Here is a 26368-nt window from a genome sequence, read left to right as displayed (position 1 = left end):
GTTCAGTCCTTGGTGACCCGATTGATTTCTTCCAGGCTGGTGATGCCCTGCATGGCCTTGAGCAGCCCTGAGGTGCGCAGGTCGTTGTAACCATCCTTGCGCATCTGGTCATCGATTTGCAGTGCGTTGCCTTCGGCCATGATCAGCCGTTGCAGGTCCGGCGTGATCTTCACCACTTCATAAATCCCCACTCGCCCTTTGTAACCGCCATTGCAGTGATCGCAACCGACCGGTCCATAGATCGTGAAGGTGCCGATGCGTTCCTCAGGAAAGCCTTCCTTGATTAACGCTTCGCGGGGAATTTCCAGCGGAACGCGGCAATGGCTGCACAACTTGCGCGCCAGGCGCTGGGCAATGATCAGGCTGACGGAGGTGGCGATATTGAAACCCTGGATGCCCATGTTGTGCAGACGGGTCAAGGTTTGCGCGGCGCTGTTGGTGTGCAGGGTCGACAGCACCAGGTGCCCGGTCTGCGCAGCCTTGATGGCGATTTCGGCGGTTTCGAGGTCGCGAATTTCGCCGACCATGATCACGTCCGGGTCCTGCCGCAGGAATGAACGCAGCGCCTGGGCGAAATCCATGCCCTGTTTCGGGTTGACGTTGACCTGGTTGATGCCTTCCATGTTGATTTCGACCGGGTCTTCGGCGGTTGAAATATTGATATCCACGGTATTGAGAATGTTCAGCCCTGTGTAGAGCGAAACCGTTTTGCCCGAACCCGTGGGGCCGGTCACCAGAATCATTCCCTGCGGCTGTTTCAGCGCAGCCATGTACAGGTCTTTCTGGTCCGGCTCGTAACCGAGGGCGTCGATGCCCATTTGCGCGCTGGTGGGGTCGAGAATCCGGATGACCACTTTCTCGCCCCACAGTGTCGGCAGGGTATTGACCCGGAAGTCGATGGATTTGCTTTTGGACAGACGCATCTTGATCCGGCCGTCCTGGGGTCTGCGGCGTTCGGAGATGTCGAGGCTGGCCATGACCTTCAATCGTGCGGCGATGCGGTTGGCTAATTGGAACGGCGGCCGGGCGACTTCATGCAACACGCCATCGGTGCGCATCCGCACGCGGTAGTTCTTTTCGTAGGGCTCGAAGTGCAGGTCTGAAGAACCGCTCCTGATCGCATCGAGCAGCATTTTATGGACGAAACGCACCACCGGTGCGTCATCGGCCTCCTGACCGCCGATAGCGTCCTGGCGTTTGTCGTCGGTGGTCTCGATGTCGAGGCCATCGAGGTCTACATCGGCGATGTCTTCCAGGCCAGAGCCATGGCTGTCGAAGAACTTCTCGATGGCATCGCTGAGTTTGTCGTCTTCGACCAGGATCGCTTCGGTCGTGAGCCCGGTGCTGAACTGGATGTCATTGATGGCTTGATGGTTGGTCGGGTCGGAAACGCCGACGAACAACTTGTTGCCACGGCGCCAGAGGGGCAGGGCGTGATGCTGGCGGACCAGTTTCTCGCTGACCAGGCCTTTGGGCTGGATGTCCTTGTCCAGGGTATGCAGGTCGAGCAGGGCCAGGCCGAAATGTTCCGAGGCGATCTCGGCAACCTGGCGGCTTTTAACCAGCTTGTTCTGGACCAGGTAGGTCACCAGGGAAATACGGTTGCGTTGGGCTTGTTGATACGCCTGTTGCGCGCTTTTGTCAGTGAGCAGCTCGGCCAGGACCAATTGCTTGGCCAGACCGCTGAGGGCGATGTCATTCATTGGGATACCGGACGCAGACATTTAATGACTTATAGCCTAGTCAAGCAACGGAACCAAACCAGCAGCGCCGAGGTGACAAAAAGTGTCAGATAGTGCGGATCCTGGGAGTAGGAAAGGTCTTCAAGGCTGGCGAGTACCCCGCCAACAGGGCGTGCAGGGCTTGGCATGGGCTGTGCTGCGGCAGGTTCAGATCATGAGATTTCGACTCATGCACGGAGGCTGTCTATGAACACTCAAAAAGGTTTTACCCTGATCGAGTTGCTGATCGTGGTGGCGATCATCGGGATTCTCGCGACGTTTGCGATACCGGCGTATTCCAAGTATCAGGCGCGGGCCAAGGTCACGGCGGGGCTGGCGGAGATTTCGGCGTTGAAAGTGCCTTTTGAGGACGTTATCAATCAAGGGACCGACCCTGATCTAACCAAGGTAGGCGGAACTGCGACTACGGCTAATTGCACTACGACCGCGTCGGGCAAGGCTGTTGATGGAACTGGCACGATCGCTTGCACGATTCTAAATGCGCCAGGGCCGGTACTGAACAAGACCATCACTCTTACGCGTGCTCTGACCGGGTGGACCTGTACGACCACTGTGGATCAGGAATATGCACCTAAAGGCTGCACCAAAGTCTGACCTTTTTTGGTATATCCACCCCTGCTTATGCAGGGGTTTTTTTTTCGCGTCAGGCAGTTGGATTGAGTATTGATAAAAATTGCCGAAATTTCATGGCCTTAGGCCGGCGAGAAAACCCGCAACTTGCATGTAGATAAAGTTCAACTCATGCATTTTGCACGAATCCGGAAAATTGCGTTTTTCATAACGTATTGATTTTTAAGGATTAATTGTCTGTCTCAAACTTGGCACAGCGTTCGCAATATCTCTGGTAACCCTGCTGACATGAACCCAGCAGACTTTCCAGAAAAACAGGAGTTACTCGTATGAAGAAGTTCGCTATCTCTGCCGCTGCTGCTACCGCGCTGACCCTGACCATGGCCAACGTTGCATTTGCCCAGACTCAGGCCACTCAAGCACCGATGATGCTGGCCGCCGGTGAAGTCACCGAAGCGAAAGAGGATGTTTCCGATACCTGGATCACTACCAAAGTCAAATCAGACCTGATTACCGAAAAAGGCATCCCAGGTACCGATATCAAAGTTGAAACCAACAAAGGCGTCGTGTCCCTGTCGTCCACCGTTGCGGTGACCGATGCTCAGAAAGACACCGCCGTGGCGATCACCAAAAAAATCAAAGGCGTCAAAGCAGTATCCGCTGACGGCCTGAAATCCGAGTAAGGCAAGGCTTCTCGCCTGGACCGGGAGAAGACGCGATAGACGGGCCGAGTCATACGTCTATCGCTTCTTGAGTGTTCATGCGAACGGCCACAAGGACGTGGCCATTACAGGCCCCGGCATTCGTGTCGGGGCCTGTTCTATTTCAAGATCAATGCAAAACCCTGTGGGAGCCGGCTGATATCTGCCGAACATGCCGCAATCCTTGTAGGAACCAGCCTGCTGGCGAAAAACGTCCAGACACCGCAGGCTCGCTCCTTCATGGGTTCTATTGGCAGCCTTAATTCCCGCGCTTGCTGGTGATCTGCACCAGCCGATTTCCTTCAAAGCGCAAGTACTGGTACATCCCGCCATTCGGACCGTAAGTCCATTCCTCGACCTGGAACTCTTCCCGTCGATTGGCACTGCGCTTGTAACCGAGCAAATCGCGACCGACCGGTTCGCCGCATTTTTGCAGTACTTCGCTCGACCGGTCACCGACGCTGATCAGTTGGCTGCCACAGCGCAAAGTATCCGCCGCCCAGGCCTGGCTCGCCGCTGCCGTCAACGCCAGTGCTAGCAGGCGATGCTTGTACATCACTCGGCGTCCAGATGCATTGGCGTGACGACCTTGCCGTCTTTTTCGGCTTCGCCCAACTGTGCGTCGATGAAGTACACACGGTCATCGGCGAGCTGACCTTTGTCGACCAGATAATCCTTGATGCTGCTGGCCCGGTCCTGGCCCAACTGACGCAGCAGCACATCGCTGGAGCTCCAGAACTGAATGACGCCTTCGCGCATCTTCGCTGTGCGTTCTTCCTTGCCCAGGTCTTTCCATTCGGCCGGTGGCTGGGTTTTCAGGCGTGTGCGGTAGATGCCTTCAAGCAACGGCCCTTTTTCGCTGTCCGGAACATCCAGCAACGACGCTTGGGCCGGAACTTTATCGCCTCGACGCTGGAGCATTTTGTAGTAGTTGTATTGGTATTCCCGCTCCAGACGCTGCTCGGCGATCAGCGGACCATCGCTGCTTTTCGCCGCCGTACCTTCGATTTCCAGGCGCAGGGCCGGACGTTCCTTGAGCGCCTTCGACAGTTTGTCCAGGGCACCTTCGGCATCCTTGCTCAGATCGCTGGAACCGGGCGCGAACGACACGCTGCCAAGATCTTCCGAACCTCCCCCCGAGACCAGACCGCCAATCAGTTTGAACGGCGCGGCAGCGGCCTTGACGATCAGGTTGCGCAGGGTCTGCCAGACAATCGGCATGACGCTGAACTGCGGGTTGTTGAGATCGCCGGTGACTGGCAGTTCGATGGAAATCTTGCCGTCGACATCCTTGAGCAGAGCAATTGCGAGTTTCAGCGGCAGGCTGACGGCGTCGGGGCTGTCGACTTTTTCACCCAGTTGCAACTGTTCGACCACCACTTTGTTTTCGGCTTTCAGCTGGCCCTTGGTGATTTGGTAATGCAGGTCGAGGTTCAGCCGGCCCTTGCGGATGCGATAGCCGGCAAACTTGCCGGAGTAAGGCGTCAGCGTGGTCAGTTCCACACGTTTGAAACTGGTAGCGATATCGAGGCTGGCCATCGGATCGAACGGGTTGACCGCACCTTTGATGGTCACCGGTGCATAGCGGTCGACCTTGCCTTTGACGTCGACACTGGCCGGCTTCGCCTGGCGGCTGTCAATGGTGCCGATCTGGCCGTTGAGCTGCTGGATGGCGGTGGCGAAATTCGGCGTCAGGCTGAAGTCGGCGAAGTTGGCCGAGCCGTCATTGATGGCAATGCCGCCAATGTGAATACCCAGCGGTTTGTCTTTGCTGGCGGCGGGTTTGGCGACGGCAGGTTTGGCGGCGGTGTCGGGGGGTTGCGGGATCAACAAGTCATCGATGTTGGTGGTGCGGTCATCGTTGATCATGAAGCGTACATAGGGTTGCAGCAGGTTGATCTTGTCGATCGACAGGCTGTCGCCATGCTGATAATTCAGGCCTTCGACCATCACCTGCTGCCACTTGAGGAAGTCGCGGGTTTTCAGGGTGTCGAGGGTATGCAGTTGATCGACCTGGGCGCGACCGGTGACGCTGAAAGCCAGCGGCTCGGTGCTTTTCAGGTTGACCGCCAGATCGCTGCCGAGCATGCCGCTGCGCAACTCCAGGCGAATGAACGGGCTGATGTAGGACTGGGCGACGCGCAGGTCAATGTCCTTGGTCTGCACATTCAGCCTGGCGCTGATCGGCGCCAGGTTGACCTCGCCATCGGCCATCAGCTTGCCTTGCTTGCCGACACCGGTGTCGAGCTTGAGCAGGAAGGGTGAACCATTGAGGCTGTCGAATTTCTGCAGGTCGAGATTCAGCGGCCCCAGTTCCAGCGCCACGGCGGGCTGAGCCTTGCGATCAGCCAGGTGCACTTGATAGTTGCGCAGTTGCACGTCATTGAGCAGCACTTGCCAGGGCTTGCTCGGGACGGGGTCCGCTTTCGGCGAGTCAGCGGCAGCGGGCGTGTTGGTCGGTTCGGCGTTCGCTTTGGCGGCGGGTTTGGAAGGCTGGCTGGCGAACAGTTTCTGCCAGTCGAGCTGGCCATCGGCTTCCAGCGCGGCCCAGGTTTCCAGTTTGTGGCTGCGAATCTTGCCGACCACCACTTGTTGCTTGGCCAGGTCGACGGTGGTTTCGCTGACGTCCAGACGCTCAAGCCTGACCAGCGGCCGACCGTCCGGCGCCTTGATCGCGAAGGGGGCGATGGTGGCCGAGACGTTGCTCAGCAGCAGTTCGGTTTCCTTGGACAGATTGAGCTTGTAGTCGGTGCTGATGCTCATGACACCGCTTTCGAGGTCCAGCGGGACAGCATCGCGCACATAGGGCCAGAAGGCTTTCATCTTGCCATCGGTGATTTTCAGCTTACCTTCGGAGGCAATCGGGATCAGGCTGAAGTTACCGGTCCAGTCGATTTGCCCGCCGTTGGGGCCGACGGCCACCAGGGTCATATCGGCGCTGTCTTCGGGCAGGGTGCTGAGGTTTTTCAGCTCGAAATCGAGTGAGTCGTAGATGAATTCGATGGGCTCGCTGGGCCGGGCATCCTCAAAGTGCACGGCACCGCCAGCCAGCTTGATCCGTTCGATGCGCAACGGAAACGGCTTGGCATCCGGGTCGGCGGGTGTCGGTTCGCTGGCCGGAATCTTGAAGAGCCCGAGCAGGTTGAGTTTGCCGTCCTTGCTGAAGAGGATTTCGGTCTTGGACTTGTCCAGTTCGATATCCGACAGATGCAGCGCCTTGGTCCACAGGCTGTCGAGTTGCAGATTGGCGTATAGACGTTCGAAGCCGATTTGCTCTTTGCCGGGCTCGCCAATGCTCAGACCCCAGAGCGTGACTTCGAGGCTGAACGGGTTGAGTTCGATCCGCTGGAGCGTGGCGGGCATCGTGGAATAATTGGCCAATTGCTGGTTGGCGATGCGCAGGGCAATGCCCGGCAAAATCAAGAAGCCCAGCAAACTGTAGAGGGCCAGAGCAGTCAACAAGGCGCCGACGGCGCGAATCAATCCTTTGTACATGCGTGGCTTCATCTGTGTGAATCGGAGTGCCTTGGAGTATGGCACGCGATTCCGGTTCCGAAGCAATCAGCCTGTTCAGCTTTTTTCAGATTTATCTGACACGGATCAAAGCTGCAGGATCAGGGTTTTCAGCGGTGGTTGTTGGTCCATGGACGGGAAATCGGCACCCGGTTTCATGACCGTCCACTCGCGCACCGGCCGTCCTGCTTTCTCGGCGCAACGCAAAACCTGTTCACGCCAATCGTCCATGCTGACTTTCGCCAGGTTGTTGCAGCAGATCAGCACGCCGTCGTCGGCGGTGGTCAGCAGCGCGGGTTTGAGCAGGCTCTGATAATCGCGCAGCAGGTCGACGGTGCCGAACGCGCTCTTGGCCCAGGCGGGTGGGTCGAGCAGTACCAGGTCGTACTGGCGCTGTTCCAGGCGCGGATAGCTCGGCAGCTTCTGCCCGCGACGCTGGCTGATCGGCAGGCCGGCGAGTTGGCGAATGGCCGGGAAATAATCGGACTGGATGAACGCCATGGTCGGCAACTGCGGGTTGAGCATGCCGTTTTCGCGACCGACCGCCAGGTTGCCTTCGGCGAAGTCCAGGTTGCACACCTCGCGGGCGCCACCGGCTGCTGCGCTGAGGCCAACGCCGCAGGTGTAGGCAAACAGGTTCAGTACACTTTTGTTCTTGCTGTGATCCTTGACCCAGCCACGGGTATTGCGCAGGTCGAGGAACAGCAGCGGATCCTGCCCGGCGTGACGGCCGCGAACGCGGTAATTGAGGCCCCACTCGTGACCGACCAGATCTTGCAGCGCTGCTTCCTCCGCGCGGTAGACGCTGTCTTCGCGGTCGATGCGCGAGTTGCCGCGGGAGCGGTCGTTGTAGACCAGCAGGGTTTCAAGGCCCAGATGGTTGTTGATCGTTTCGTGCAGGTTCAGCAGGTCTTCGCGTTCCAGCGATTGATGAAAGCTCTGCACCATCAGCTGCGGACCATAACGATCGATGGTCAGGCCACCGGCGCCTTCCTGGCTGCCATGGAACAGGCGATAGCAATCGGTGCCCTGGCTGTGCAGCTCGGCCAACAGGTCCTGGCGATGATCGAGGGCGGCGCGCAGCGCCTGGTTCAAGGAAGACATGCTGGGCGCCTTGCAGGAGGTGATTTGGCGCGGGAGTTTAACACTGTGGAGTTTGGATGAGGGGCTTGCCTGTGGCGAGGGAGCTTGCTCCCGCTCGAGTGCGCAGCGCTCGCAAAAAATCGAAATGTCCCTGGGTTTTGGGGCCGCTTCGCAGCCCTGCGGGAGCAAGCTCCCTCGCCACAGAGTCCGGGGTCAAGTCAGCAGGCCCATCCGTCGCTTGGCCCGCTGTACCGAGCCATTGCGTACCGCCCAGCGCAACATCGGCGCACTGCGATTGACGCTGGCGCGGATCAGTTTGCGTTGCAGTGGGTTTTGGCTGACGCCCAGCATGTCACTGGCCCAGTCCGGCAACAGGTCAATGCCGGCCTGCATCATCAATCCGCCGAAAGGCCTGGCGAGGCGGCTGGGGGATGGCGCATTCAACAACAGCCGCAACACTTCCCGACTGCGCTCATCGCACAGCAATTGCGGGCGAATGCGCTCAAGGTATGCGGAAATTTCCTGCCGTGAGCACGGCACATTCCGGGCACCCAAGCGTTCTGCCACCCGCGCTATTTCAGCGTAATAGCGGTCCTGATCTTCCGGCGACAGATGTGGATTGCGATAGCGCAAATGTGCGGCGAGGAAGTTGCTGACCTCGGCTACATGCACCCAGGTCAAGAGCTCGGGATCGCTGGCGGCGTAGGGGCGGCCGTCAGGCGCAGTGCCGGTTATTTGCAGGTGAATGGTGCGGACTTTTTCGATCAGCCAGTCGGCATCCTGTCGCGAGCCGAACGTGGTGCCGGAAATGAACTGCCCGGTGCGGCGTAATCGGCCGAGCATGTCCTCGCGGAAATTCGAATGGTCCCAGACGCCGGCGAGGGCCAGCGGATGCAAAGCTTGAAGCATCAGCGCGCTGATGCCACCGATGAGCATGCTGCTGAAGTCACCATGAACTTGCCAGCTCACGGAGTCAGGCCCGAACAGCCCGGGATCGCCCTTGGGGTTCTCCAGATCGAGCTTGCCCAAGGATAGACCGGTCAGGCTCATGATCTGGGTTTCAATGCGGGTGCGGATGAATTCCATGGTGTCCCGGTGATTTCCTGTTTTTCTGTGGGCGCATGGCTTGCCCGCGATGAACGATCACGCCATCTACTGTTGAACCGCGTTATCGTTCATCGCGAGCAAGCTTTGCTCCTACCGACAGCAGTGCGTTATTGGTTCAGGCGTTTATCGATCAGGCCTTGCACCACGCTTGGGTCGGCCAGGGTCGAGGTGTCGCCCAGACTGTCGAGTTCGTTGCAGGCGATCTTGCGCAGAATGCGCCGCATGATCTTGCCCGAACGGGTTTTTGGCAACGCGGGTGCCCACTGGATCAGATCCGGTTTGGCGAAACTGCCGATTTCCTTGCTGACCAGCGCCAGCAATTCTTTCTTCAGTTCGTCGCCGGGTTCGACGCCGTTCATGGGGGTGACGAAGGCGTAGATGCCCTGGCCCTTGACGTCGTGAGGGTAACCCACCACGGCGGCCTCGGCGATGCTGTCGTGCAGCACCAGGGCACTTTCCACTTCGGCGGTGCCGATGCGATGCCCGGACACGTTGATCACATCGTCGATGCGCCCGGTGATCCAGTAATCGCCATCTTCGTCACGACGGGCGCCGTCACCGGTGAAGTAATAGCCGGGGTAGGGCTTGAAGTAGGTGTCGACCATCCGTTGCGGATCGCCATAGACGCTGCGGATCTGCGCCGGCCAGCTTGATTTTATGGCGAGCACGCCGCTACCGGCGCCCTTGATTTCCTTGCCTTGTTCGTCGAGCAATACCGGTTGCACACCAAACATCGGTTGTGTGGCGCAGCCGGGTTTGATCCGTTGCGCGCTCACCAGCGGGCTGAGCATGATGCCGCCGGTCTCGGTCTGCCACCAGGTATCGACAATCGGGCAGCGCTCTTCGCCGACTGCATGAAAGTACCACTCCCACGCCTCCGGGTTGATCGGCTCACCGACCGTGCCGAGCAATCTGACGCTGGCCCGGGAGGTTTCCTTCAACGGTTGCGGACCTTCACGCATCAGTGCGCGCAAAGCGGTGGGTGCTGTGTAGAAGATGTTCACTTTGTGCTTGTCGATCACCTGCCAGAAGCGCGAAGTGCTCGGGTAGCTCGGCACGCCCTCGAAGATCAACGTGGTCGCACCATTGGCCAACGGCCCGTAGACAATGTAGCTGTGGCCCGTCACCCAGCCGACATCGGCGGTGCACCAGAACACTTCGCCATCACGGTAGTCCAGCACGTACTTGAAGGTCATCGCCGCTTGCAGCAGGTAACCGCCGGTGGTGTGCAGCACGCCTTTGGGTTTGCCGGTGCTGCCGGAGGTGTACAGGATGAACAACGGATCTTCGGCGTCCATCGGCTCGGGCGGGCAGTCGTCGCCGACATCGCGCAATGCCTGGTGATACCAGATGTCCCGGCCTTCGACCCAATTCACCTGATTCTGTGTGCGCTCGACCACCACTACGGTGCTCACGTCCGGGCAGCTTTGCAGGGCTTTGTCGACATTCTGTTTCAACGGCACGAATTTGCCACCGCGCACGCCTTCATCGGCGGTGATCACGGTGCGACAGTCGGCATCGAGAATCCGGTCGCGCAGCGAATCCGGGGAGAAACCGCCGAACACCACCGAGTGCACCGCACCGATACGCGTGCAGGCGAGCATGGCGTAGGCCGCTTCAGGAATCATCGGCATGTAGATGCACACACGGTCGCCTTTCTTCACGCCACGGCTTTTAAGCACGTTGGCCAGGCGGCAGACATTGTGATGGAGTTTTCTATAGGTGATCTGGGTGGATTCGGCCGGATCGTCGCCTTCCCAGATGATCGCGATCTGATCACCGCGTTTTTCCAGGTGACGGTCGATGCAGTTGTAGCTGACGTTGAGTTTCGCGCCGGCAAACCAATTGGCCTCACCGGTTTTCAGGTCGTAGCGCTGGACGGTGTGCCAAGGCGTGCTCCAGTCGAGGAAGCGGGTGGCTTGCTCGGCCCAGAACGTACTGGGGTGTTCGATGGATTCGCGGTACAGGCGGTGGTAGTCGTCTTGACTCAGTTGTGCAGCCCGGCGGACGGCATCGGCCTTGGGGAACGTGCTGATATCGAACATGACGGTTCCTTATTCTTGTTGTGCGACAAGAATAAAGATGCGCCGAGAGACCGAAGGGTTCAAGTCGTACCCAAAACAACTGCAGGAGCGAGCCTGCTCGCGATGGGGCATGACATTCAACGCAAAGGTTGATTGTCAGACCGCAATCGCGAGCGGGCTCGCTCCTGCAGGGATAGCTATGTGGGGCTGGATTACCCGCGGTGACGCCCGCGGAAGTAGTTGATCAGGCCTTGGGTGGACGCGTCGTCAGCCGGGGTTTCCTCGCTGCCGACCAGGCGGTTGTAGACGCCTTTGCCCAGTTCCTTGCCCAGCTCCACGCCCCACTGGTCGAAGGCGTTGATGCCCCAGATCACGCTCTGCACGAAGACTTTGTGTTCGTACATTGCCACCAGTGCGCCGAGGCGACGCGGGCTGATGCGTTCGACCACCAGGGTGTTGCTCGGACGGTTGCCCGGAATCACCTTGTGCGGTGCGAGTTTCTGCACGTCGTCTTCACTCATGCCTTTCTCACGCAGCTCGGCTTGCGCCTCGGCCAGTGTCTTGCCCAGCATCAACGCCTGGCTTTGCGACAGGCAGTTGGCGTACAGCCACTGGTGGTGGTCGGACACCGGGTTGAAGCTGACGATCGGCACGATGAAGTCGGCCGGAATCAGCTGGGTGCCCTGGTGCAGCAACTGGTGATAAGCATGCTGGCCGTTGCAGCCGACGCCGCCCCAGATCACTGGCCCGGTATCCGTAGCAACCGGCGTACCGTCCTGGCGCACGCTCTTGCCGTTGGATTCCATGTCCAGCTGTTGCAAATGCTTGGTGATGTTCCGCAGGTAGTGGTCGTAAGGCAGGATTGCGTGGCTCTGCGCGCCCCAGAAATTGCCGTACCACACGCCGAGCAACGCCAGCAGCACCGGCATGTTCTGTTCGAACGGCGCGCTCTGGAAGTGCTGGTCCATGGTGTAGGCACCGGACAGCAATTCCTTGAAGTTCGACATGCCGATGGCCAGGGCAATCGGCAAACCGATGGCAGACCACAGCGAGTAACGCCCGCCAACCCAGTCCCACATCGGGAAAATGTTTTCCTCGCGGATACCGAAGGCCACGGCGGCGGCATTGTTGCTCGAAACCGCGATGAAGTGGCGATACAACTCGGCTTCCGAACCACCCTGGGCCAGGTACCAGGCGCGGGCGGCCTGGGCGTTCTTCAGGGTTTCAAGGGTGTTGAAGGATTTCGACGAGACGATGAACAGCGTGGTCTCGGCGCGCAGTTTCATGGTCAGCTCGTGGAACTCGCTGCCGTCGATGTTTGCCAGATAGTGGCAACGCACGCCTTTCTGCGCGTAGGACAGCAAGGCTTCGGATACCAGCTCTGGGCCGAGGAACGAGCCACCGATACCGATGTTCACCACGTCGGTGATCGGCTTCTCGGAGTAACCGCGCCACAGACCGTCATGGATGCGGCCCACCAGATCGGTGATCTGGTTCAGCACCTTGTGCACTTCGGGCATCACATTGACACCGTTGACCGACAGCTTGTCGCCAACCGGACGGCGCAGCGCGGTGTGCAGGGCTGGGCGGCCTTCGGAGGCGTTGACGATTTCGCCGTCGAACAGCGACTTGATCGCGCCCTGGAGGTCGACCGCATTGGCCAGACCCACCAGCAGGTTGCGGGTCTCGGCGTTGATCAGGTTCTTCGAATAGTCGAGAAACAGGCCGCAACTGCTGAGGGTGAACTGGGTAAAACGCTGCGGGTCGGCATTGAAAGCCTCGCGCATGCTGAAATCCTGCATGGCTTGGCGGTGGTCATTCAACGCTTGCCAGGCGGGCAGAGCGGTCACGTCGTGAGGAGTGCGGTAATACGCCATCGCTGCGGGTTTCCTTTTTACTTGAACGGCCTTTTGAACACTAAAAATACCGGAGCGCCAGGGGTCGGCGGTCCGGTCAACTGCGTCGACACGAATTCATGGCGCAGGGCGACTACAGTAAACCCCGCGCAGTGATCTGTCTTGACTTTGTCTGACCCGTTTCCGGTACTTTTTTAACATCAAGGTTAGGAACGGTCCGACAAACGGAAGGGGAGAGGTCTGGAATCAGGCAATTTGGACTGGCGAAGATCGCCTTCGTGGCAGCCAGCCTGCTGGCGATGGCGGTGTGTCCGTCAAAAAACATGGGTGACTGAACATTCACGATCGCCAGCAGGTTGGCTCTCACAGAGGGTTTGTGCTGTTTAGATGGGGGTGTCGAGATTCAGGTGCAGGTTGTCGATCAACCGCGTCGTCCCGAGGAACGCCGCCACCAGAATCACCAGGTCGCGATCCTCGGCCGTTGCCGGGCGCAAGGTCAGGGCGTGGCGAATTTCCAGGTAGTCCGTGCGTAAGCCTGCAGCTTCAAGCTGTTGGATCTGCGCATTGATCAGCGCCGGGAAATCCCGCTCACCCTGCTTGATCGACTCGGCAATCTCGCGCAGCGAGCGATAAACCACTGGCGCCACGGCCCGTTGTTCTTCGCTGAGGAAACCATTGCGCGACGACAGCGCCAATCCATCGGCCGCACGGACGGTCGGCTCGCCGATGATCTGGATCGGCATGTTCAGGTCATGAACCAGCGCGCGAATCACCGCCAGTTGCTGGAAGTCTTTCTCGCCGAAAATCGCCAGGTCCGGCTGGACCATGTTGAACAGTTTGCTGACCACCGTCGCCACGCCTTCGAAGTGTCCCGGACGGCTGGCGCCGCACAGGCCTTCGGACAGCTGCGGGACGCTGACACGGGTCTGGCCGGTCATGCCCTCGGGGTACATCTCTTCAACGGTGGGTGCGAACAACAGATCGCAACCAGCTTCGAGCAGTTTTTCCTGATCCGCCGCGAGAGTGCGCGGGTACTTGTCGAGGTCTTCGCCGGCGCCGAACTGCAGCGGGTTGACGAAAATGCTCGCGACCACGAAATCCACCCGCTGGGTGGCCTTGGTGATCAGCGCAACGTGACCGCTGTGGAGGTTGCCCATGGTCGGCACGAAGCCGATGCGCTTGCCTTCGCTGCGGGCGCGGGCCACGGCGGCCCGCAGTTCGCGTACGGTTTTTACGGTGTTCATGCAGAGAATCCGTGTTCGATGCCTGGGAAGGTCGCTGCCTTGACTTCGCTGACGTAGGCGCTCAAGGCCGCGTGAATGCTTTCCTGGCCAGCCATGAAGTTTTTCACGAACTTCGGTACGCGACCAGTGATCGACAGGCCGAGCATGTCGTGCAGGACCAGTACCTGGCCGTCAGTGCGGTTGCCTGCGCCAATGCCAATCACGGGAATCTTGACGGCCTGAGTGATTTCTTCGGCCAATTCGCTTGGCACACATTCGAGCAACAGCATGGCTGCGCCGGCCTGTTCCAGCGAAATTGCGTCGGCGCGCATCTGCCGTGCCTGGTTTTCGTTGCGGCCCTGGACTTTGTAGCCGCCAAGGATATTCACCGATTGCGGGGTCAGGCCCATATGCGCGCAAACCGGGATACCGCGTTCGGCGAGCAGGCGAATGGAATCTGCCAGCCACAATGCACCTTCGACCTTGACCATGTGCGCACCCGCTTGCATCAACAGGGCGCTGTTGGTCATGGCTTGTTCGGTGGTGGCATAGGCCATGAAAGGCAGGTCGGCGAGAATCAACGCATCGCTGTTACCGCGTTTGACGGCGGCGACGTGGTAAGCCATTTCGGCGGTGGTGACCGGCAAGGTGCTGTCGTGACCCTGCAAAACCATGCCGAGTGAGTCGCCCACCAGCAGTACTTCGACGCCAGCCTGATTGCAGGCGTGGGCGAAGGTCGCGTCATAGCAGGTCAGCATGGTGATTTTCTCACCTTTCTGCTTGAGGCTCTGGAGCGTGGTCAGGGTGATGGCTGGCATGTCAAAAAATCCTCGTTCAGGCGCTATGGAAACTACTGCGAGTAACGCGCGTGATTCGTCATGTACTCAGGCGCACGGTCTTTTGTCGTGCTTATAAGGCCTGGATTGCGCCCTTGTGTGCCGCATTGGCGGCAGCGGGACGCCTATAGTCGTGATGAGAACTCGGGAAGTCAATCCGGTGTGTTACCGCATTGTTACGGGTGGGGTGTTACCGAAGTAACTGATGCGTTTCAGCAGACTGCCGGACGCAAAGTAACCCAATTAAGGAGCAAGCCTGCTCGCGATAGCGGCGTGTCAGTCAACAATCCTGGTGATTGTTCAATCGCCATCGCGAGCAGGCTCGCTCCTACAGGGGGCTGCGTCAATCTTGGGACAGGCGTTCAAGTCCGACGAACGGGCAGGCGGCCAGCAGTTCGCGGAGGGTGCGGCCATCGGCCAGGTGCAGATCCGCGGGCGCCAGTTCGGCCAGCGGGTATAGAACGAAAGCCCGCTCCTGCATGTGATAGTGCGGCACTTTCAGGCGCGGCTCATCGATCAACCGCTCGCCGAACAGCAGGATATCGAGGTCCAGCGTACGCGGGCCCCATCGCTCCAGTCGCTCGCGGCCCTGGCCGTTTTCGATGGCTTGCAAGGCATCCAGCAGGTCCAGTGGCGCCAGCGTGCTGTCGAGGGCGGCCACCGCATTGGTGTAACGCGGTTGGCCAGGGAGCAGCGAGTCGCTTTGATAAAAGGCGGAAACCCCGACCAGTTTCGATTGCGGCAGCTGCGCCAGCGCTTCAACAGCGCTGCGCAATTGTTCAGCCGGGTCAGCCAGGTTACTGCCCATGCCGATGTAGATGCGTTCCATCGATTACTCGCCCGTGGTACTCGAAGCGCCCGCTGCGCGTTTGCGCTTGGAGCCGCCGCTGCGACGACGCTTGCGCGGCGCGCCGCCAGCTTCGTCCTTGCCGCTGAGGTCGCGAATCATGTCGCGACGTTCGCTTTCATTGGCATCCTGATAATCGGTCCACCATTCGCCCAGGCCATCGGTCTGCTCGCCGGCGCTTTCGCGCAGCAAGAGGAAGTCGTAACCGGCACGGAAGCGTGGGTTGTCCAGCAGCAGATCGGCGCGCTTGCCGCTGCGGCGGGGCAGGCGTTCCTGCATGTCCCAGATCTCGCGGATCGGCATGGTGAAACGTTTCGGGATCGCGATGCGCTGGCATTGCTCGGCAATCAGTTCGTGGGCTGCTTCCTGCATCGCCGGAATCGGCGGCATCCCACGTTCCTGCAAGCGCAGGACGCGAGCCGGCAAGGCTGGCCAGAGCAGCGCCGCAAACAGGAAGGCCGGAGTCACCGGTTTGTTCTGCTTGATCCGCAGGTCGGTGTTGATCAGCGCTTCGCTAATCAACGTATGGGTGTAAGTCGGGTTGTACTCCAGGGCCTCGGCACTGGCCGGGAACAGAGGATCGAACAGTTGCAGGTCGACCAGCATCTCGAAGGTGTCCGCGGCGTGGCCGGAAAGGAACAGCTTGAGTACTTCCTCGAACAGACGGGCCGATGGAATCTCGCGCAGCATCGGTGCCAGGTCGCGGATTGGCGTAGCGCTGTGTTTTTCGATGCCGAAATTCAGCTTGGCGGCAAAACGCACGGCTCGCAACATCCGCACCGGGTCTTCCTGGTAGCGCTGTTTCGGATCGCCGATCAGACGGATCAATTGATTGCGAATGTCGTGTACGCCGTTGGCGTAATCGAGAATCCGTTCGCTGACCGGATCGTAATACAGGGCGTTGATGGTGAAGTCGCGGCGTTGTGCGTCTTCTTCCAGGGTGCCATACACGTTATCGCGCAGGATGCGCCCGCTTTCATTGCGCGAGGATTGATTGTTGTCTTCCTCTTCATCGTTTTGCGGGTGATTGGCGCGGAAGGTCGCAACTTCGATGATTTCGCGACCAAAGTGGATATGCACCAGTTTGAACCGGCGACCGATGATTCGCGCATTGCGGAATTCGGCCCGAACCTGCTCAGGGGTGGCACTGGTGGCAACGTCAAAGTCTTTCGGCGTAATGCCGAGCAGCATGTCACGCACACAGCCGCCAACCAGATACGCCTGGTAGCCAGCGCCCTGCAGGCGTTCGACGATGTTCACCGCGTAACGGCTGAATTGCCCCTTTTGCAGCGAATGTTGGCCGCTGTTGAGCACTTCAGGCGTGCTGCGGATGTGTTGCGTACGACGCAGGGGAGTACGGAATGACTGGAACAGCTTCTTCAGCATGGGATGCACTGTTTGAAGGAATGTTCGGCCAAAACAGAAGAATGACCGCATGATGGGCGGGGATTCTAGCATTTAGTCGGGGGATGGTGTAGGAAGCTGCGCAAGAGCTTGAAGGGGCTGTCTGCGGACGCAATAGGCATAGCGGCAGACTCTGGGAGCGCAGGGCGCCAAACGCCAGAAACTACAAGGGGAGCCGAAGCTCCCCAAGAAGTAGTTGCATGCTCTATTTTTGTTATTGGTTTCGGGCTTTTTGTTTTTGTTAAGTGCCCTCGCCATGAAGCTTTCCTTCATGACCCTCCCAATCGGGAGCCAAGAGCAAACGGATTGCTTTGGTCGCTGAATTGCAGTGATCTCTCGATCCAACCAGTACAGGCTCTGTCTTAAGACAGTTTTTGTTGTTCTCGGCCTGGTCGTGGGGCAAGCCCCAAATACAACGCCTCTCCAAAAGAATCAGTTAGCTGCGCCTCTCGCCGTCTTGTTTTTATTGTGCGTGAGTCGATTCGTCTTATTTTTATTGTCTTGTGCATTGCTTGTTATTGTTCTTGTACCAAACATATAGCAGGGTGCGTGCCAACTTTTGTGAAACCCAGTAAAACAAGGGGTTAGGCGTGCTGATGAGGTTTGCGCAGGCCAAAAAAAGCCGGGGCTTCGTTACCGTAAGCCCCGGCTTCTGTTACGTGAAAAAAACTGAGGTAACAGTTTTTTCACAAAGTCACCTGTTACCCGCACATGAGGTAGCTGCGGTTCAGCTCTCGCTGGCCACCCCGGTTTTGCGCCGTGGAATGCCCAGGCGCTGACGGCGTTCCCACAGGCACTTGCGGCTGACCCCGAGTTTGCGGGCCAGTTCGGTTTCGGTCATGTGGTCCTGGTGCTCGAGCACGAAATGCTGGAAATAATCCTCCAGGGACAAATCTTCGGTCGGCTCATGATTGTTGTTACCGGTGCTGGCGCTGCCCTGTTGCGGGGGCAGGCCGATGAACTCGTCGTCTTCCAGATCACCGAGTTCGATATCGATGCCCAGCAGCTCGGCGGAGATTTCCGGGCTCTCACAAAGAATGACTGCGCGCTCGACGGCGTTCTCCAGCTCACGCACGTTGCCTGGCCATGAGTAATGACGAATGGCTTGCTCCGCGTCCGGGGCGAATTTCAGGTCGGTACGATTGATCCGTGCGCTCTGCCGCGCCAGGAAGGCATTGGCGATTTCGTTGACGTCGGCACCTCGCTCGCGCAAGGCGGGCAATTTCAGCGCAATCACGTGCAGGCGGTAGTACAAGTCTTCACGGAACTGGCCGATCTTGGCCAGGCTCTTGAGGTCGCGGTGGGTCGCGGCAATCAAGCGCACATCGACTTTCTGCGACTGAACCGAGCCGACCCGGCGAATCTCGCCTTCCTGCAACACGCGCAGCAGTCGAGCCTGGGCTTCCAGTGGCAACTCGCCGATTTCATCGAGGAACAGCGTACCGCCATCAGCGGCTTCCACCAGGCCTGCACGCCCGGCGCTGGCGCCGGTGAACGCACCTTTTTCGTGGCCGAACAATTCGGACTCGATCAGGCTTTCCGGAATCGCCGCACAGTTCACCGAGATCATCGGTGCCTTGGCGCGCTTGGAGAGGTTGTGCAAGGCGCGCGCCACCAATTCTTTACCCGTGCCGGATTCGCCCTGGATCAGGACATTGGAATCGGTCGGTGCGACTTTGCGGATCTTGCCGTACAGATCTTGCATCGGCGGGCACGAGCCAATGATGCCGATTTCACCGTTGCTGTTGTCCGGGCCGGATTTGGCTGCGCCATTACTGGTTTTGCCGACAACCGGTTCACCGCTGGTCTGCAACGATTGGCGGTCGCGCAGGATGCGCGCGACGGCCTGGAGCATTTCGTCGTGATCGAAAGGCTTGGCGATGTAATCCACCGCGCCCATTTTCATCGAATCCACCGCCGAGCGCAGGCTGGCGTAACTGGTCATGATCAGCACCGGAGTGCCCTGGCCGAGTTTGATCAGCTCGGTGCCCGGGGCGCCCGGAAGACGCAGGTCACTGACGATCAGGTCGAACGTGGGAATGGTGAAGCGTTCTTGTGCTTCCTGCACTGAACCGGCTTCGCTGACCTGATACTGGTTACGTTCCAGCAGGCGGCGCAAGGCGGAGCGGATAATTGTTTCGTCTTCGACGATCAAAATGTGCGGCATTGATTCGATACTCTCGACGGTCTCAGTTCACAGCGGACGTCGCTTCGACATGACGCGGCAATGTCACCCGTATACGGGTGCCGCGCTGGCTCTGAACATCAGCCGGGCTGTCGATGGTGATTTGTCCATAATGCTCTTCAACGATGGAATAGACCAGTGCAAGGCCCAGACCGGTACCTTCACCCGGGTCCTTGGTGGTGAAGAAGGGTTCGAACAATCGGTCCATGATGCTCGAGGGGATACCGCTGCCTTCGTCTTCCACGATCAGGTCGACCGTGTGTTCGCCGGCTTCGCTCTTGACCCGCACTGCGCTGCCGGGAGGCGAGGCATCGCGGGCGTTTGAAAGCAGATTGATCAATACCTGCGCCAGCCGCTGCGGGTCGCCTTCGACCCAGTGATCGGGGTCGCACAGGTTGTAGAACTGCACTTCGAAATTGCGTCGGTTCAGCGCCAGCAAACCGATTGCGTCCTGGGCGACCTCCGCCAGACAAACGGGCTCGTCGCTGTGCTGGTGGCTGCCCGCATGGGCAAAACTCATCAGCGATTGCACGATGCGCGACACACGTTTGGTCTGTTCGAGGATCTGCCCGCTGATTTCTTTGAGCTCGCCATCCTCTTCGCGCTCCTCGCGCAGGTTTTGCGCCAGGCAAGCAATTCCGGTGATCGGGTTGCCGATTTCGTGGGCTACCCCGGCGGCCAGTCGACCGATGCTGGCCAGGCGTTCGGAGTGCACCAGTTTGTCTTCGAGCATCTGGGTTTCGGTCAGGTCTTCCACCAGCAGCACCAAGCCGCTGTTGCCTGGCGCGAGCGGCTCGTCGATCGCCGCTTTGTGCAGGTTGAGCCAGCGCGTCTGGCCGTCGAGGGCCAAGTGCTGCTTGTGCAAATGCTCGTCGGGGACGTTGATGAAGCCTTGCAGCAGTTCTTTCCATGGGTCGGCGATCGTACTCAGGCGCGAACCGACCACGCGCTGCGCGGCGATACCGGTCAGCTCCTCCATGGCTTTGTTCCACATGAGGATTTCCTGATCCTTGGCCAGCGAGCAGACGCCCATCGGCAACTCCTGCAGGGTCTGGCGGTGATAGCGGCGCAGGGCATCGAGTTCAGCCGCCAGGCCGGTCAGGCGCGAGTGGTAATCCTCGAGGCGGCTTTCGATGAAGTGAATGTCTTCGGTGACATAGTTTTCGCCACCCGCCTTGTAAGGCAGGAACGTCTCGACCATGTCCTGGGCCACGCTCGGCCCCATCAGACCGGAGAGGTTGGCCTCGATGCGGTCACGCAAGCGGCGCAAGGCGTAAGGTCGACGCTCGTCGAAGGGCAGATAGAGGTCGCGCAGGGCCTGTTCGACTTCCTTCTGTGCCGCTTTGGCGCCCAACGGTTTGGCCAGTTGCGTGGCGAACTCCTGTGGCGAGGCGGCATGCAGTTCGCGGCGTTGCGGGCGACGCACGTTGTCCACGGCGCAAGCTTCGGCGGCGCTGGCTTCTTCGGTGCTGGCGTTGGTGAACAGCGAGATCAGGGTGAACATCAACACGTTGGCGGCCAGCGAGGCGATTGCGGCCATGTGCCAACTGGTGTCGTCCAGTACGTAGATCATGTTCAACAGCGGAATGTAGAAGCCTTGCAGATTGCCGACCAACGGCAACAGCATGGTCACCAGCCACACCAGAATCCCCGCCAGCAAACCGGCGATGAAGCCGCGGCGGTTGGCGGTCGGCCAGTAAAGGACCGAGAGTACGCCGGGCAGGAACTGCAAGGTGGCAACGAACGCGACGATGCCGAGATTGGCCAGATCCTGTTCGGCACCCAGCAGCAGATAGAAGCCGTAACCGGCCATGATGATCGCGACGATCAGGGCGCGGCGGGTCCACTTCAGCCAGCGGTAGATGTTGCCCTCGGCTGGCGGCTGATAGAGCGGCAGCACCAGATGGTTGAGCGCCATCCCCGACAACGCCAGCGTAGTGACAATGATCAGGCCGCTGGCGGCGGACAATCCGCCGATATAGGCCAGCAACGCCAACGCCTTGCTATTGGCGGCAATACCAATGCCCAGGGTGAAATATTCCGGGTTGGTGGTGGCGCCGAGTTTCAGGCCGGCCCAGAGAATCAACGGTACTGCCAGGCTCATCAACAGCAGGAACAGCGGCAAGCCCCAGCTTGCACTCACCAATGAGCGCGGGTTGAGGTTTTCGGTAAAGGTCATGTGATACATGTGCGGCATCACGATGGCGGAGGCGAAGAACACCAGCAGCAAGGTTCGCCACGGGCCTTCCTGCAGCGGCGTGTGAAGCGCGGCGAGAGCGGTCTGGTTTTGCAGCAGCCAAAGCTCGAGTTGCTGCGGGCCATCGAATACGCCGTACAGCGCATACAGGCCGACGCCACCGAGTGCAATCAGCTTGATCACCGATTCGAAGGCAATCGCAAACACCAGCCCTTCATGTTTCTCACGGGTGGCGATGTGTCGGGAGCCGAAGAAAATCGTGAACAGCGTGATCAGCGCACAGAAACTCAGGGCCACGCGATGCTGCACCGGCTCGCGGGTGAGGATGCCGATGGAGTCCGCCACCGCCTGAATCTGCAACGCCAGCAGCGGCAATACGCCGACCAGCATGAAAATCGTGGTGAGCGCACCAGCCCAGGTGCTGCGAAAGCGGAAAGCAAACAGGTCCGCCAGGGACGACAGCTGATAAGTACGGGTAATTTTCAGGATCGGATACAGCAACACCGGCGCCAGCAGAAATGCGCCGGAAACACCGAGATAGCTGGACAGGAAGCCGTAGCCGTACTGATAGGCCAGGCCGACCGTGCCGTAAAACGCCCAGGCACTGGCGTAGACGCCCAGCGACAGGGTGTAGGTGAGCGGATGGCGAATGATCGCCCGCGGGATCATGCCCCGTTCGCTGATCCAGGCTACGCCGAACAGCACCGCCAGGTACGCGGCGCTGATCAGGATCATCTGGGTCAGGCTAAAGCTCATCGGCATCTTTTTGGCTCTGCAGGATGAAGGTCACGACGATCAGGATCAGCCAAAGCAGATAAGGGCGATACCAGGCGCCCGTGGCGTCGATCCACCAATCCATGATGGCCGGGGAAAACAGATAAATCCCCACTACCAGGAGCAGGACCAAGCGATAGATGTACATCCCGGCCTCTCTTTTTTATCCGCGTGCCCGAAAACGTGCGGCGATGGTAACGGATGGGCGTGCCACTGCAAGCATGATCACTGTAGTTGTGCCTCGGGAAGGCTCAGTGTGCGCGGGATCAGCGAGGCGTCCCAGTGGGCGATGCCCCAGTCGAGCACTTCCCGTGGTGTGCCATGAACCAGTTCGGCGCCGGGGTTTTGCCCCAGTGCGCGTAAGGCTCGCAGCAACAAAGGTGTGGCCTGGTCTTCCGTCAGCGGTGGCGAACGGTAGGACTTGCCCAGTTTGTTGCCGTCGGGCTGGGTAATCAGCGGGATGTGCAAGTACCGCGGTTGGCGCAAGCCAAGCAGTTCCTGCAAGTAAAGCTGGCGCGGCGTGGAGTCGAGCAGGTCGGCGCCACGCACGATGTCGGTAATGCCTTGCCAGGCATCGTCCAGCACCACCGCCAATTGATAGGCGTAGAGTCCGTCGCGGCGGCGAATGACGAAGTCACCGACGTCCCGCCCCAGGTGTTGGTGAAACTCGCCTTGCACGCGGTCGATGAAGTGGTAATCCAGTTCAGGAACGCGTATTCGGATTGCGGCGTCTTCAGTGCCATGCCCGGCGTTGCGGCACAAACCGGGGTAAATGCCGTGATACGGCTCCAATTGTTTGCGCGAGCACGTACAGGCGTAGGCCAGGCCGTGGTTGAGCAGGCGATTGAGCACTTCAGCGTAGGCGTCGTGACGCTCGCTCTGGCGAATCAGTTCGCCATCCCACTCGAAACCGTAACTTTCCAGCGCCCTGAGTATGGCGGCCTGGGCACCGGGTTCTTCACGGGGCGGGTCCAGGTCTTCCATGCGCATCAGCCAACGGCCACCCACCGCACGCGCATCCAGGTAAGAAGCCAGTGCCGCGACCAGCGAACCAAAATGCAAATGGCCGCTTGGCGTGGGGGCGAAGCGCCCGATGTAGGTGGGGGAGGTGATGGTGGTCATAAAGCGATGTCGGGCTGTCCAATCGTTTTGAGCATGGCTCGAGCGGCCTTCGCGAGCAAGCTTCGCTCCTACAGGAGATATCGCCAGTCTCTGTAGGAGCGAAGCTTGCTCGCGAAGGCGATTCCGAAGGCGTAACAGGTATCGGCAAATATCGGAAACAAAAACGGAGCGTTCGCACGCTCCGTTTTTCATTCAAGTCGCCATTATTTGCCGACTTGCTTTTCCTTGATTTCCGCGAGGGTCTTGCAGTCAACGCACATGTCGGCCGTAGGGCGGGCTTCCAGGCGCTTGACGCCGATTTCAACGCCGCACGACTCGCACCAGCCATACTCTTCGTCTTCGATCAGTTGCAGCGTCTTGTCGATCTTTTTGATCAACTTGCGCTCACGATCGCGGGCCCGCAGTTCGAGGGCGAACTCTTCTTCCTGGCTGGCACGGTCTGCCGGGTCCGGGAAGTTGGCTGCTTCGTCCTTCATGTGATCAACCGTACGGTCGACTTCCTGCATCAAGTCCTGTTTCCACTTGTTCAGGACCTTGGTGAAATGAGCGCGCATGGGCTTGCCCATGTACTCCTCGCCCGGAACTTCTTTATAGGGTTCGAAGCCGCTGATCGACGGGACTGCCTGTTGCTTTGCTTGGGTGGACATGAAATAGACCGCCTCTACTCTTGTAATCCATCTGCGCAGGATTGCTCCATCACCGACACCTGCCGGCCCTGCGGCTGCAAGCGGGCGAACTTACCAGATCAAATCAGACCGCGCTACTCCCGGATGTCGAGCCCGCGGCCTGTGGCGCTTGCAAATGCTGGCAAAGCGCTGTCTGGTGGGTCTGGAGCGCTGCTCAAATATTGATTTTAGTCAAACCTTGGGCGCTCGCTTGAGTCGTTTTGGGTCTGGGCCATAACGCCTCTGACCGCTTTAGGTTCTCGCTCGTTCCTGCGCTTGGGTAGAATCGATTCTTTTCTTCGTTGAAGGAAGGCCAATGGCTCAGTCCTACAGTGCTCGCAGTCGCGCGATCGAACCTTTTCATGTCATGGCGTTGCTCGCACGGGCCAATGAATTGCAGGCCGCCGGCCACGATGTCATCCACCTGGAAATCGGCGAGCCGGACTTCACTACCGCCGAGCCGATCATTCGTGCGGGGCAAGCCGCGCTGGAGGCAGGCCGGACCCGTTACACCGCGGCCCGTGGCATTCCTGAACTGCGTGAGGCCATTTCGGGCTTTTATCAACAGCGTTACGGGCTGAACATCGACCCGCGCCGCATTCTCATAACGCCCGGGGGTTCCGGTGCCCTGTTGCTGGCCAGTGCCTTGCTGGTCGATCCGGGCAAGCATTGGCTGCTGGCAGACCCGGGATACCCGTGCAACCGACACTTTTTGCGATTGGTCGAAGGCGCGGCGCAATTGGTGCCGGTCGGCCCGGATGTGCGTTATCAATTGACGCCCGGCTTGATCGAGCGGCATTGGGATCATGACAGCGTCGGCGCGCTGGTTGCGTCACCGGCCAATCCGACCGGGACAATACTGACCCGCGATGAGCTGGCCGGGCTGTCTCGCGCGATCAAGGAGCGCCATGGTCACCTGGTGGTGGACGAGATCTACCATGGCCTGACCTATGGCACCGATGCCGCCAGTGTGCTGGAAGTCGACGACAGTGCCTTCGTGCTTAATAGTTTTTCGAAGTATTTCGGCATGACCGGCTGGCGCCTGGGTTGGCTGGTCGCGCCAGAAGCCGCGGTCGGCGAGTTGGAGAAGCTTGCGCAGAACCTGTACATCAGCGCCCCAAGCATGGCTCAACACGCCGCATTGGCCTGCTTCGAGCCGGCGACCATCAGCATTCTCGAAGAGCGTCGTGCCGAATTCGGGCGGCGTCGGGATTTCCTGTTGCCAGCACTGCGTGAGTTAGGCTTCGGGATTGCCGTCGAGCCGGAAGGTGCCTTCTATTTGTACGCTGATATCAGCAAGTTCGGCGGTGATGCCTTCGCATTCTGCCGCCATTTTCTCGAAACCGAACACGTAGCGTTTACCCCTGGGCTGGATTTCGGTCGCTATCAGGCGGGGCACCATGTGCGGTTTGCTTATACCCAAAGCCTGGAACGCCTGGAGGAAGCGGTGGATCGGATCGCTCGTGGTCTGCGGAGTTGGCAAGGCTGATGCGCTTTCATCCTCCTCTCGAAGAAGGTCGGCTGATACGTCGTTACAAGCGCTTTCTTGCCGATATCGAGACCGTTAGCGGCGAGTTGCTGACTATTCATTGCCCAAACACCGGCTCGATGCTCAATTGTCAGGTCGAAGGCGGGCAAGTCTGGTTCAGCCGCTCCAATGACCCCAAACGCAAATTGCCAGGTACCTGGGAAATTGGTGAGACGCCACATGGCCGGCATTTTTGCGTGAATACCGGTCGGGCCAATGGCTTGATCGAAGAAGCGCTGCGGGCGGGTGTTATCACGGAACTGAACGGTTTTACCGAGTTCAAGCGCGAAGTGGCCTATGGTCAGGAAAAGAGCCGGATCGATTTCCGTCTCGACTACCCCGAAGGGCCGGCCTATGTAGAGGTGAAAAGCGTCACCCTGGGTTTCGGCGGCATCGCCATTGCCGCGTTCCCTGATGCCGTGACCCAGCGCGGGGCCAAACACCTTCGGGAGCTTGCCCACTTGGCTCGAGACGGGATTCGTGCGGTGCAACTGTATTGTGTCAACCTGACCGGGATCGACGCCGTGCGCCCGGCACAAGAAATCGACCCGGTCTACGCGGCGGCGTTACGTGAGGCTGTGGCTTGTGGTGTTGAAGTCCTGGCATATGGCGTGAGCCTGACCCATGAAGAAATGGTGGTGGATCGACGGCTGGAGGTGCTGTTGGGCGATTAAAGGTTGACCCAGATCCCTTGGCTATCCTCACGGCAGGTAACGCGGGTCAGCGATTGGCCCGCGCAAGGGCCGGACACACATTCGCCATCCTCGATCAAGAACAGCGCGCCGTGGGTGGCGCACTGGATCAAGCTGTTGCTGGGGTCGAGAAACTGGTCAGGCGTCCACTCCAGGCCCACGCCCCGGTGCGGGCAGCGATTGATGTACACATAAACCTGGCCGCCCCGGCGCACGGCAAAGAGTTTCTGGCCATCGATCTCGAAGCCGCGGCTACTGGCATCGGCCAGCTCAACGCCGGCACACAGAAGTTTCATGTT

General features: G+C 59.4%; 21 protein-coding genes. 4 read left to right on the top strand and 17 right to left on the bottom strand.

Going from position 1 to position 26368, the window contains the following annotated elements; translation table 11 throughout:
- Positions 1–2: 2 nt before the first annotated feature.
- The gene (gene pilB / locus D8U73_RS01555; RefSeq protein WP_130903549.1) at positions 3–1703 is read right to left on the bottom strand and encodes a type IV-A pilus assembly ATPase PilB; all 1701 of its coding nucleotides are present in this window, start codon (positions 1701–1703) and stop codon (positions 3–5) included.
- Positions 1704–1928: 225 nt separating this feature from the next.
- Between pilB and D8U73_RS01550 the strand changes: the two genes are divergently transcribed.
- Both D8U73_RS01550 and D8U73_RS01545 read left to right on the top strand, forming a co-directional pair.
- Complete coding sequence (locus D8U73_RS01550) at positions 1929–2336, top strand: pilin (RefSeq protein ID WP_056855634.1); 408 nt, start codon at positions 1929–1931, stop codon at positions 2334–2336.
- Between the two features lie 305 nt (positions 2337–2641).
- Positions 2642–2995, top strand: a complete 354-nt coding sequence (locus D8U73_RS01545) for a BON domain-containing protein (protein WP_130903548.1) — start codon at positions 2642–2644, stop codon at positions 2993–2995.
- Between the two features lie 277 nt (positions 2996–3272).
- Here D8U73_RS01545 and D8U73_RS01540 read toward each other — a convergent pair whose 3' ends face one another.
- From D8U73_RS01540 to dksA, 15 genes are all read right to left on the bottom strand, one after another.
- Positions 3273–3569: a DUF2845 domain-containing protein gene (locus tag D8U73_RS01540; protein WP_056855632.1), complete on the bottom strand. Its 297-nt coding sequence runs from the start codon at positions 3567–3569 to the stop codon at positions 3273–3275.
- The gene (locus D8U73_RS01535) at positions 3569–6520 is read right to left on the bottom strand and encodes a DUF748 domain-containing protein (RefSeq protein WP_056855631.1); all 2952 of its coding nucleotides are present in this window, start codon (positions 6518–6520) and stop codon (positions 3569–3571) included. The genes D8U73_RS01540 and D8U73_RS01535 overlap by 1 nt, the downstream gene beginning before the upstream one ends.
- A 93-nt stretch (positions 6521–6613) precedes the next feature.
- Positions 6614–7630, bottom strand: coding sequence for a class I SAM-dependent methyltransferase (locus tag D8U73_RS01530; RefSeq protein WP_056855630.1), 1017 nt, complete (start codon positions 7628–7630; stop codon positions 6614–6616).
- A 192-nt stretch (positions 7631–7822) separates the two neighbouring features.
- A complete protein-coding gene (locus D8U73_RS01525) occupies positions 7823–8695 on the bottom strand; it encodes an oxygenase MpaB family protein (RefSeq protein WP_056855629.1) in 873 nt (290 codons plus the stop codon).
- A gap of 128 nt (positions 8696–8823) precedes the next feature.
- A complete protein-coding gene (acs, locus tag D8U73_RS01520; RefSeq protein WP_056855628.1) occupies positions 8824–10761 on the bottom strand; it encodes an acetate--CoA ligase in 1938 nt (645 codons plus the stop codon).
- 191 nt (positions 10762–10952) lie between these two features.
- Complete coding sequence (gene pgi, locus D8U73_RS01515) at positions 10953–12617, bottom strand: glucose-6-phosphate isomerase (RefSeq protein WP_056855627.1); 1665 nt, start codon at positions 12615–12617, stop codon at positions 10953–10955.
- Between the two features lie 362 nt (positions 12618–12979).
- Positions 12980–13840 (bottom strand): pantoate--beta-alanine ligase, encoded by an 861-nt coding sequence (gene panC, locus D8U73_RS01510; RefSeq protein WP_130903547.1) that lies wholly within the window; start codon positions 13838–13840, stop codon positions 12980–12982.
- The gene (gene panB, locus D8U73_RS01505) at positions 13837–14637 is read right to left on the bottom strand and encodes a 3-methyl-2-oxobutanoate hydroxymethyltransferase (protein WP_130903546.1); all 801 of its coding nucleotides are present in this window, start codon (positions 14635–14637) and stop codon (positions 13837–13839) included. The genes panC and panB overlap by 4 nt, the downstream gene beginning before the upstream one ends.
- A gap of 361 nt (positions 14638–14998) precedes the next feature.
- The gene (gene folK, locus D8U73_RS01500) at positions 14999–15484 is read right to left on the bottom strand and encodes a 2-amino-4-hydroxy-6-hydroxymethyldihydropteridine diphosphokinase (RefSeq protein WP_130903545.1); all 486 of its coding nucleotides are present in this window, start codon (positions 15482–15484) and stop codon (positions 14999–15001) included.
- A 3-nt stretch (positions 15485–15487) separates the two neighbouring features.
- Positions 15488–16888, bottom strand: coding sequence for a polynucleotide adenylyltransferase PcnB (locus D8U73_RS01495; protein ID WP_056855623.1), 1401 nt, complete (start codon positions 16886–16888; stop codon positions 15488–15490).
- 745 nt (positions 16889–17633) lie between these two features.
- Positions 17634–19073, bottom strand: a complete 1440-nt coding sequence (locus D8U73_RS01485) for a sigma-54 dependent transcriptional regulator (RefSeq protein WP_056855622.1) — start codon at positions 19071–19073, stop codon at positions 17634–17636.
- A 22-nt stretch (positions 19074–19095) separates the two neighbouring features.
- Positions 19096–22050, bottom strand: a complete 2955-nt coding sequence (locus D8U73_RS01480; protein WP_177434431.1) for a sensor histidine kinase — start codon at positions 22048–22050, stop codon at positions 19096–19098.
- The gene (locus D8U73_RS01475) at positions 22034–22210 is read right to left on the bottom strand and encodes a hypothetical protein (protein WP_003176118.1); all 177 of its coding nucleotides are present in this window, start codon (positions 22208–22210) and stop codon (positions 22034–22036) included. Before D8U73_RS01475 ends, D8U73_RS01480 begins: the two co-directional genes overlap by 17 nt.
- A 77-nt stretch (positions 22211–22287) precedes the next feature.
- Complete coding sequence (gene gluQRS / locus D8U73_RS01470) at positions 22288–23184, bottom strand: tRNA glutamyl-Q(34) synthetase GluQRS (protein ID WP_130903543.1); 897 nt, start codon at positions 23182–23184, stop codon at positions 22288–22290.
- A gap of 203 nt (positions 23185–23387) precedes the next feature.
- Positions 23388–23831, bottom strand: a complete 444-nt coding sequence (gene dksA / locus D8U73_RS01465) for an RNA polymerase-binding protein DksA (protein ID WP_056855619.1) — start codon at positions 23829–23831, stop codon at positions 23388–23390.
- A 334-nt stretch (positions 23832–24165) separates the two neighbouring features.
- Between dksA and D8U73_RS01460 the strand changes: the two genes are divergently transcribed.
- Positions 24166–25338, top strand: coding sequence for a pyridoxal phosphate-dependent aminotransferase (locus D8U73_RS01460; RefSeq protein ID WP_130903542.1), 1173 nt, complete (start codon positions 24166–24168; stop codon positions 25336–25338).
- Entirely contained in the window at positions 25338–26051 is a 714-nt protein-coding gene (sfsA, locus tag D8U73_RS01455; RefSeq protein ID WP_130903541.1) for a DNA/RNA nuclease SfsA, read from the top strand. The genes D8U73_RS01460 and sfsA overlap by 1 nt, the downstream gene beginning before the upstream one ends.
- Here the strand turns inward: sfsA and D8U73_RS01450 are convergent.
- Positions 26048–26365 carry a Rieske 2Fe-2S domain-containing protein gene (locus D8U73_RS01450; RefSeq protein ID WP_130903540.1) on the bottom strand — a complete coding sequence of 106 codons (318 nt, stop codon included), beginning with the start codon at positions 26363–26365 and terminating at the stop codon, positions 26048–26050. The genes sfsA and D8U73_RS01450 overlap by 4 nt on opposite strands.
- Between the last annotated feature and the right edge of the window lie 3 nt (positions 26366–26368).

This window comes from Pseudomonas sp. Sample_22 (assembly GCF_004307635.1).
Taxonomy (GTDB): domain Bacteria; phylum Pseudomonadota; class Gammaproteobacteria; order Pseudomonadales; family Pseudomonadaceae; genus Aquipseudomonas.
Note: the sequence above shows the minus strand (reverse complement) of the source record. Positions and strands in the feature narration are given on the sequence as shown.

What these genes read in the sequence shown, in the direction of transcription:
- pilB (WP_130903549.1), bottom strand. Translation starts at nt 1,703, where the DNA reads ATGAATGACATCGCCCTCAGCGGTCTGGCCAAGCAATTGGTCCTGGCC.
- D8U73_RS01550 (WP_056855634.1), top strand. Translation starts at nt 1,929, where the DNA reads ATGAACACTCAAAAAGGTTTTACCCTGATCGAGTTGCTGATCGTGGTG.
- D8U73_RS01545 (WP_130903548.1), top strand. Translation starts at nt 2,642, where the DNA reads ATGAAGAAGTTCGCTATCTCTGCCGCTGCTGCTACCGCGCTGACCCTG.
- D8U73_RS01540 (WP_056855632.1), bottom strand. Translation starts at nt 3,569, where the DNA reads ATGTACAAGCATCGCCTGCTAGCACTGGCGTTGACGGCAGCGGCGAGC.
- D8U73_RS01535 (WP_056855631.1), bottom strand. Translation starts at nt 6,520, where the DNA reads ATGAAGCCACGCATGTACAAAGGATTGATTCGCGCCGTCGGCGCCTTG.
- D8U73_RS01530 (WP_056855630.1), bottom strand. Translation starts at nt 7,630, where the DNA reads ATGTCTTCCTTGAACCAGGCGCTGCGCGCCGCCCTCGATCATCGCCAG.
- D8U73_RS01525 (WP_056855629.1), bottom strand. Translation starts at nt 8,695, where the DNA reads ATGGAATTCATCCGCACCCGCATTGAAACCCAGATCATGAGCCTGACC.
- acs (WP_056855628.1), bottom strand. Translation starts at nt 10,761, where the DNA reads ATGTTCGATATCAGCACGTTCCCCAAGGCCGATGCCGTCCGCCGGGCT.
- pgi (WP_056855627.1), bottom strand. Translation starts at nt 12,617, where the DNA reads ATGGCGTATTACCGCACTCCTCACGACGTGACCGCTCTGCCCGCCTGG.
- panC (WP_130903547.1), bottom strand. Translation starts at nt 13,840, where the DNA reads ATGAACACCGTAAAAACCGTACGCGAACTGCGGGCCGCCGTGGCCCGC.
- panB (WP_130903546.1), bottom strand. Translation starts at nt 14,637, where the DNA reads ATGCCAGCCATCACCCTGACCACGCTCCAGAGCCTCAAGCAGAAAGGT.
- folK (WP_130903545.1), bottom strand. Translation starts at nt 15,484, where the DNA reads ATGGAACGCATCTACATCGGCATGGGCAGTAACCTGGCTGACCCGGCT.
- D8U73_RS01495 (WP_056855623.1), bottom strand. Translation starts at nt 16,888, where the DNA reads ATGCTGAAGAAGCTGTTCCAGTCATTCCGTACTCCCCTGCGTCGTACG.
- D8U73_RS01485 (WP_056855622.1), bottom strand. Translation starts at nt 19,073, where the DNA reads ATGCCGCACATTTTGATCGTCGAAGACGAAACAATTATCCGCTCCGCC.
- D8U73_RS01480 (WP_177434431.1), bottom strand. Translation starts at nt 22,050, where the DNA reads ATGCCGATGAGCTTTAGCCTGACCCAGATGATCCTGATCAGCGCCGCG.
- D8U73_RS01475 (WP_003176118.1), bottom strand. Translation starts at nt 22,210, where the DNA reads ATGTACATCTATCGCTTGGTCCTGCTCCTGGTAGTGGGGATTTATCTG.
- gluQRS (WP_130903543.1), bottom strand. Translation starts at nt 23,184, where the DNA reads ATGACCACCATCACCTCCCCCACCTACATCGGGCGCTTCGCCCCCACG.
- dksA (WP_056855619.1), bottom strand. Translation starts at nt 23,831, where the DNA reads ATGTCCACCCAAGCAAAGCAACAGGCAGTCCCGTCGATCAGCGGCTTC.
- D8U73_RS01460 (WP_130903542.1), top strand. Translation starts at nt 24,166, where the DNA reads ATGGCTCAGTCCTACAGTGCTCGCAGTCGCGCGATCGAACCTTTTCAT.
- sfsA (WP_130903541.1), top strand. Translation starts at nt 25,338, where the DNA reads ATGCGCTTTCATCCTCCTCTCGAAGAAGGTCGGCTGATACGTCGTTAC.
- D8U73_RS01450 (WP_130903540.1), bottom strand. Translation starts at nt 26,365, where the DNA reads ATGAAACTTCTGTGTGCCGGCGTTGAGCTGGCCGATGCCAGTAGCCGC.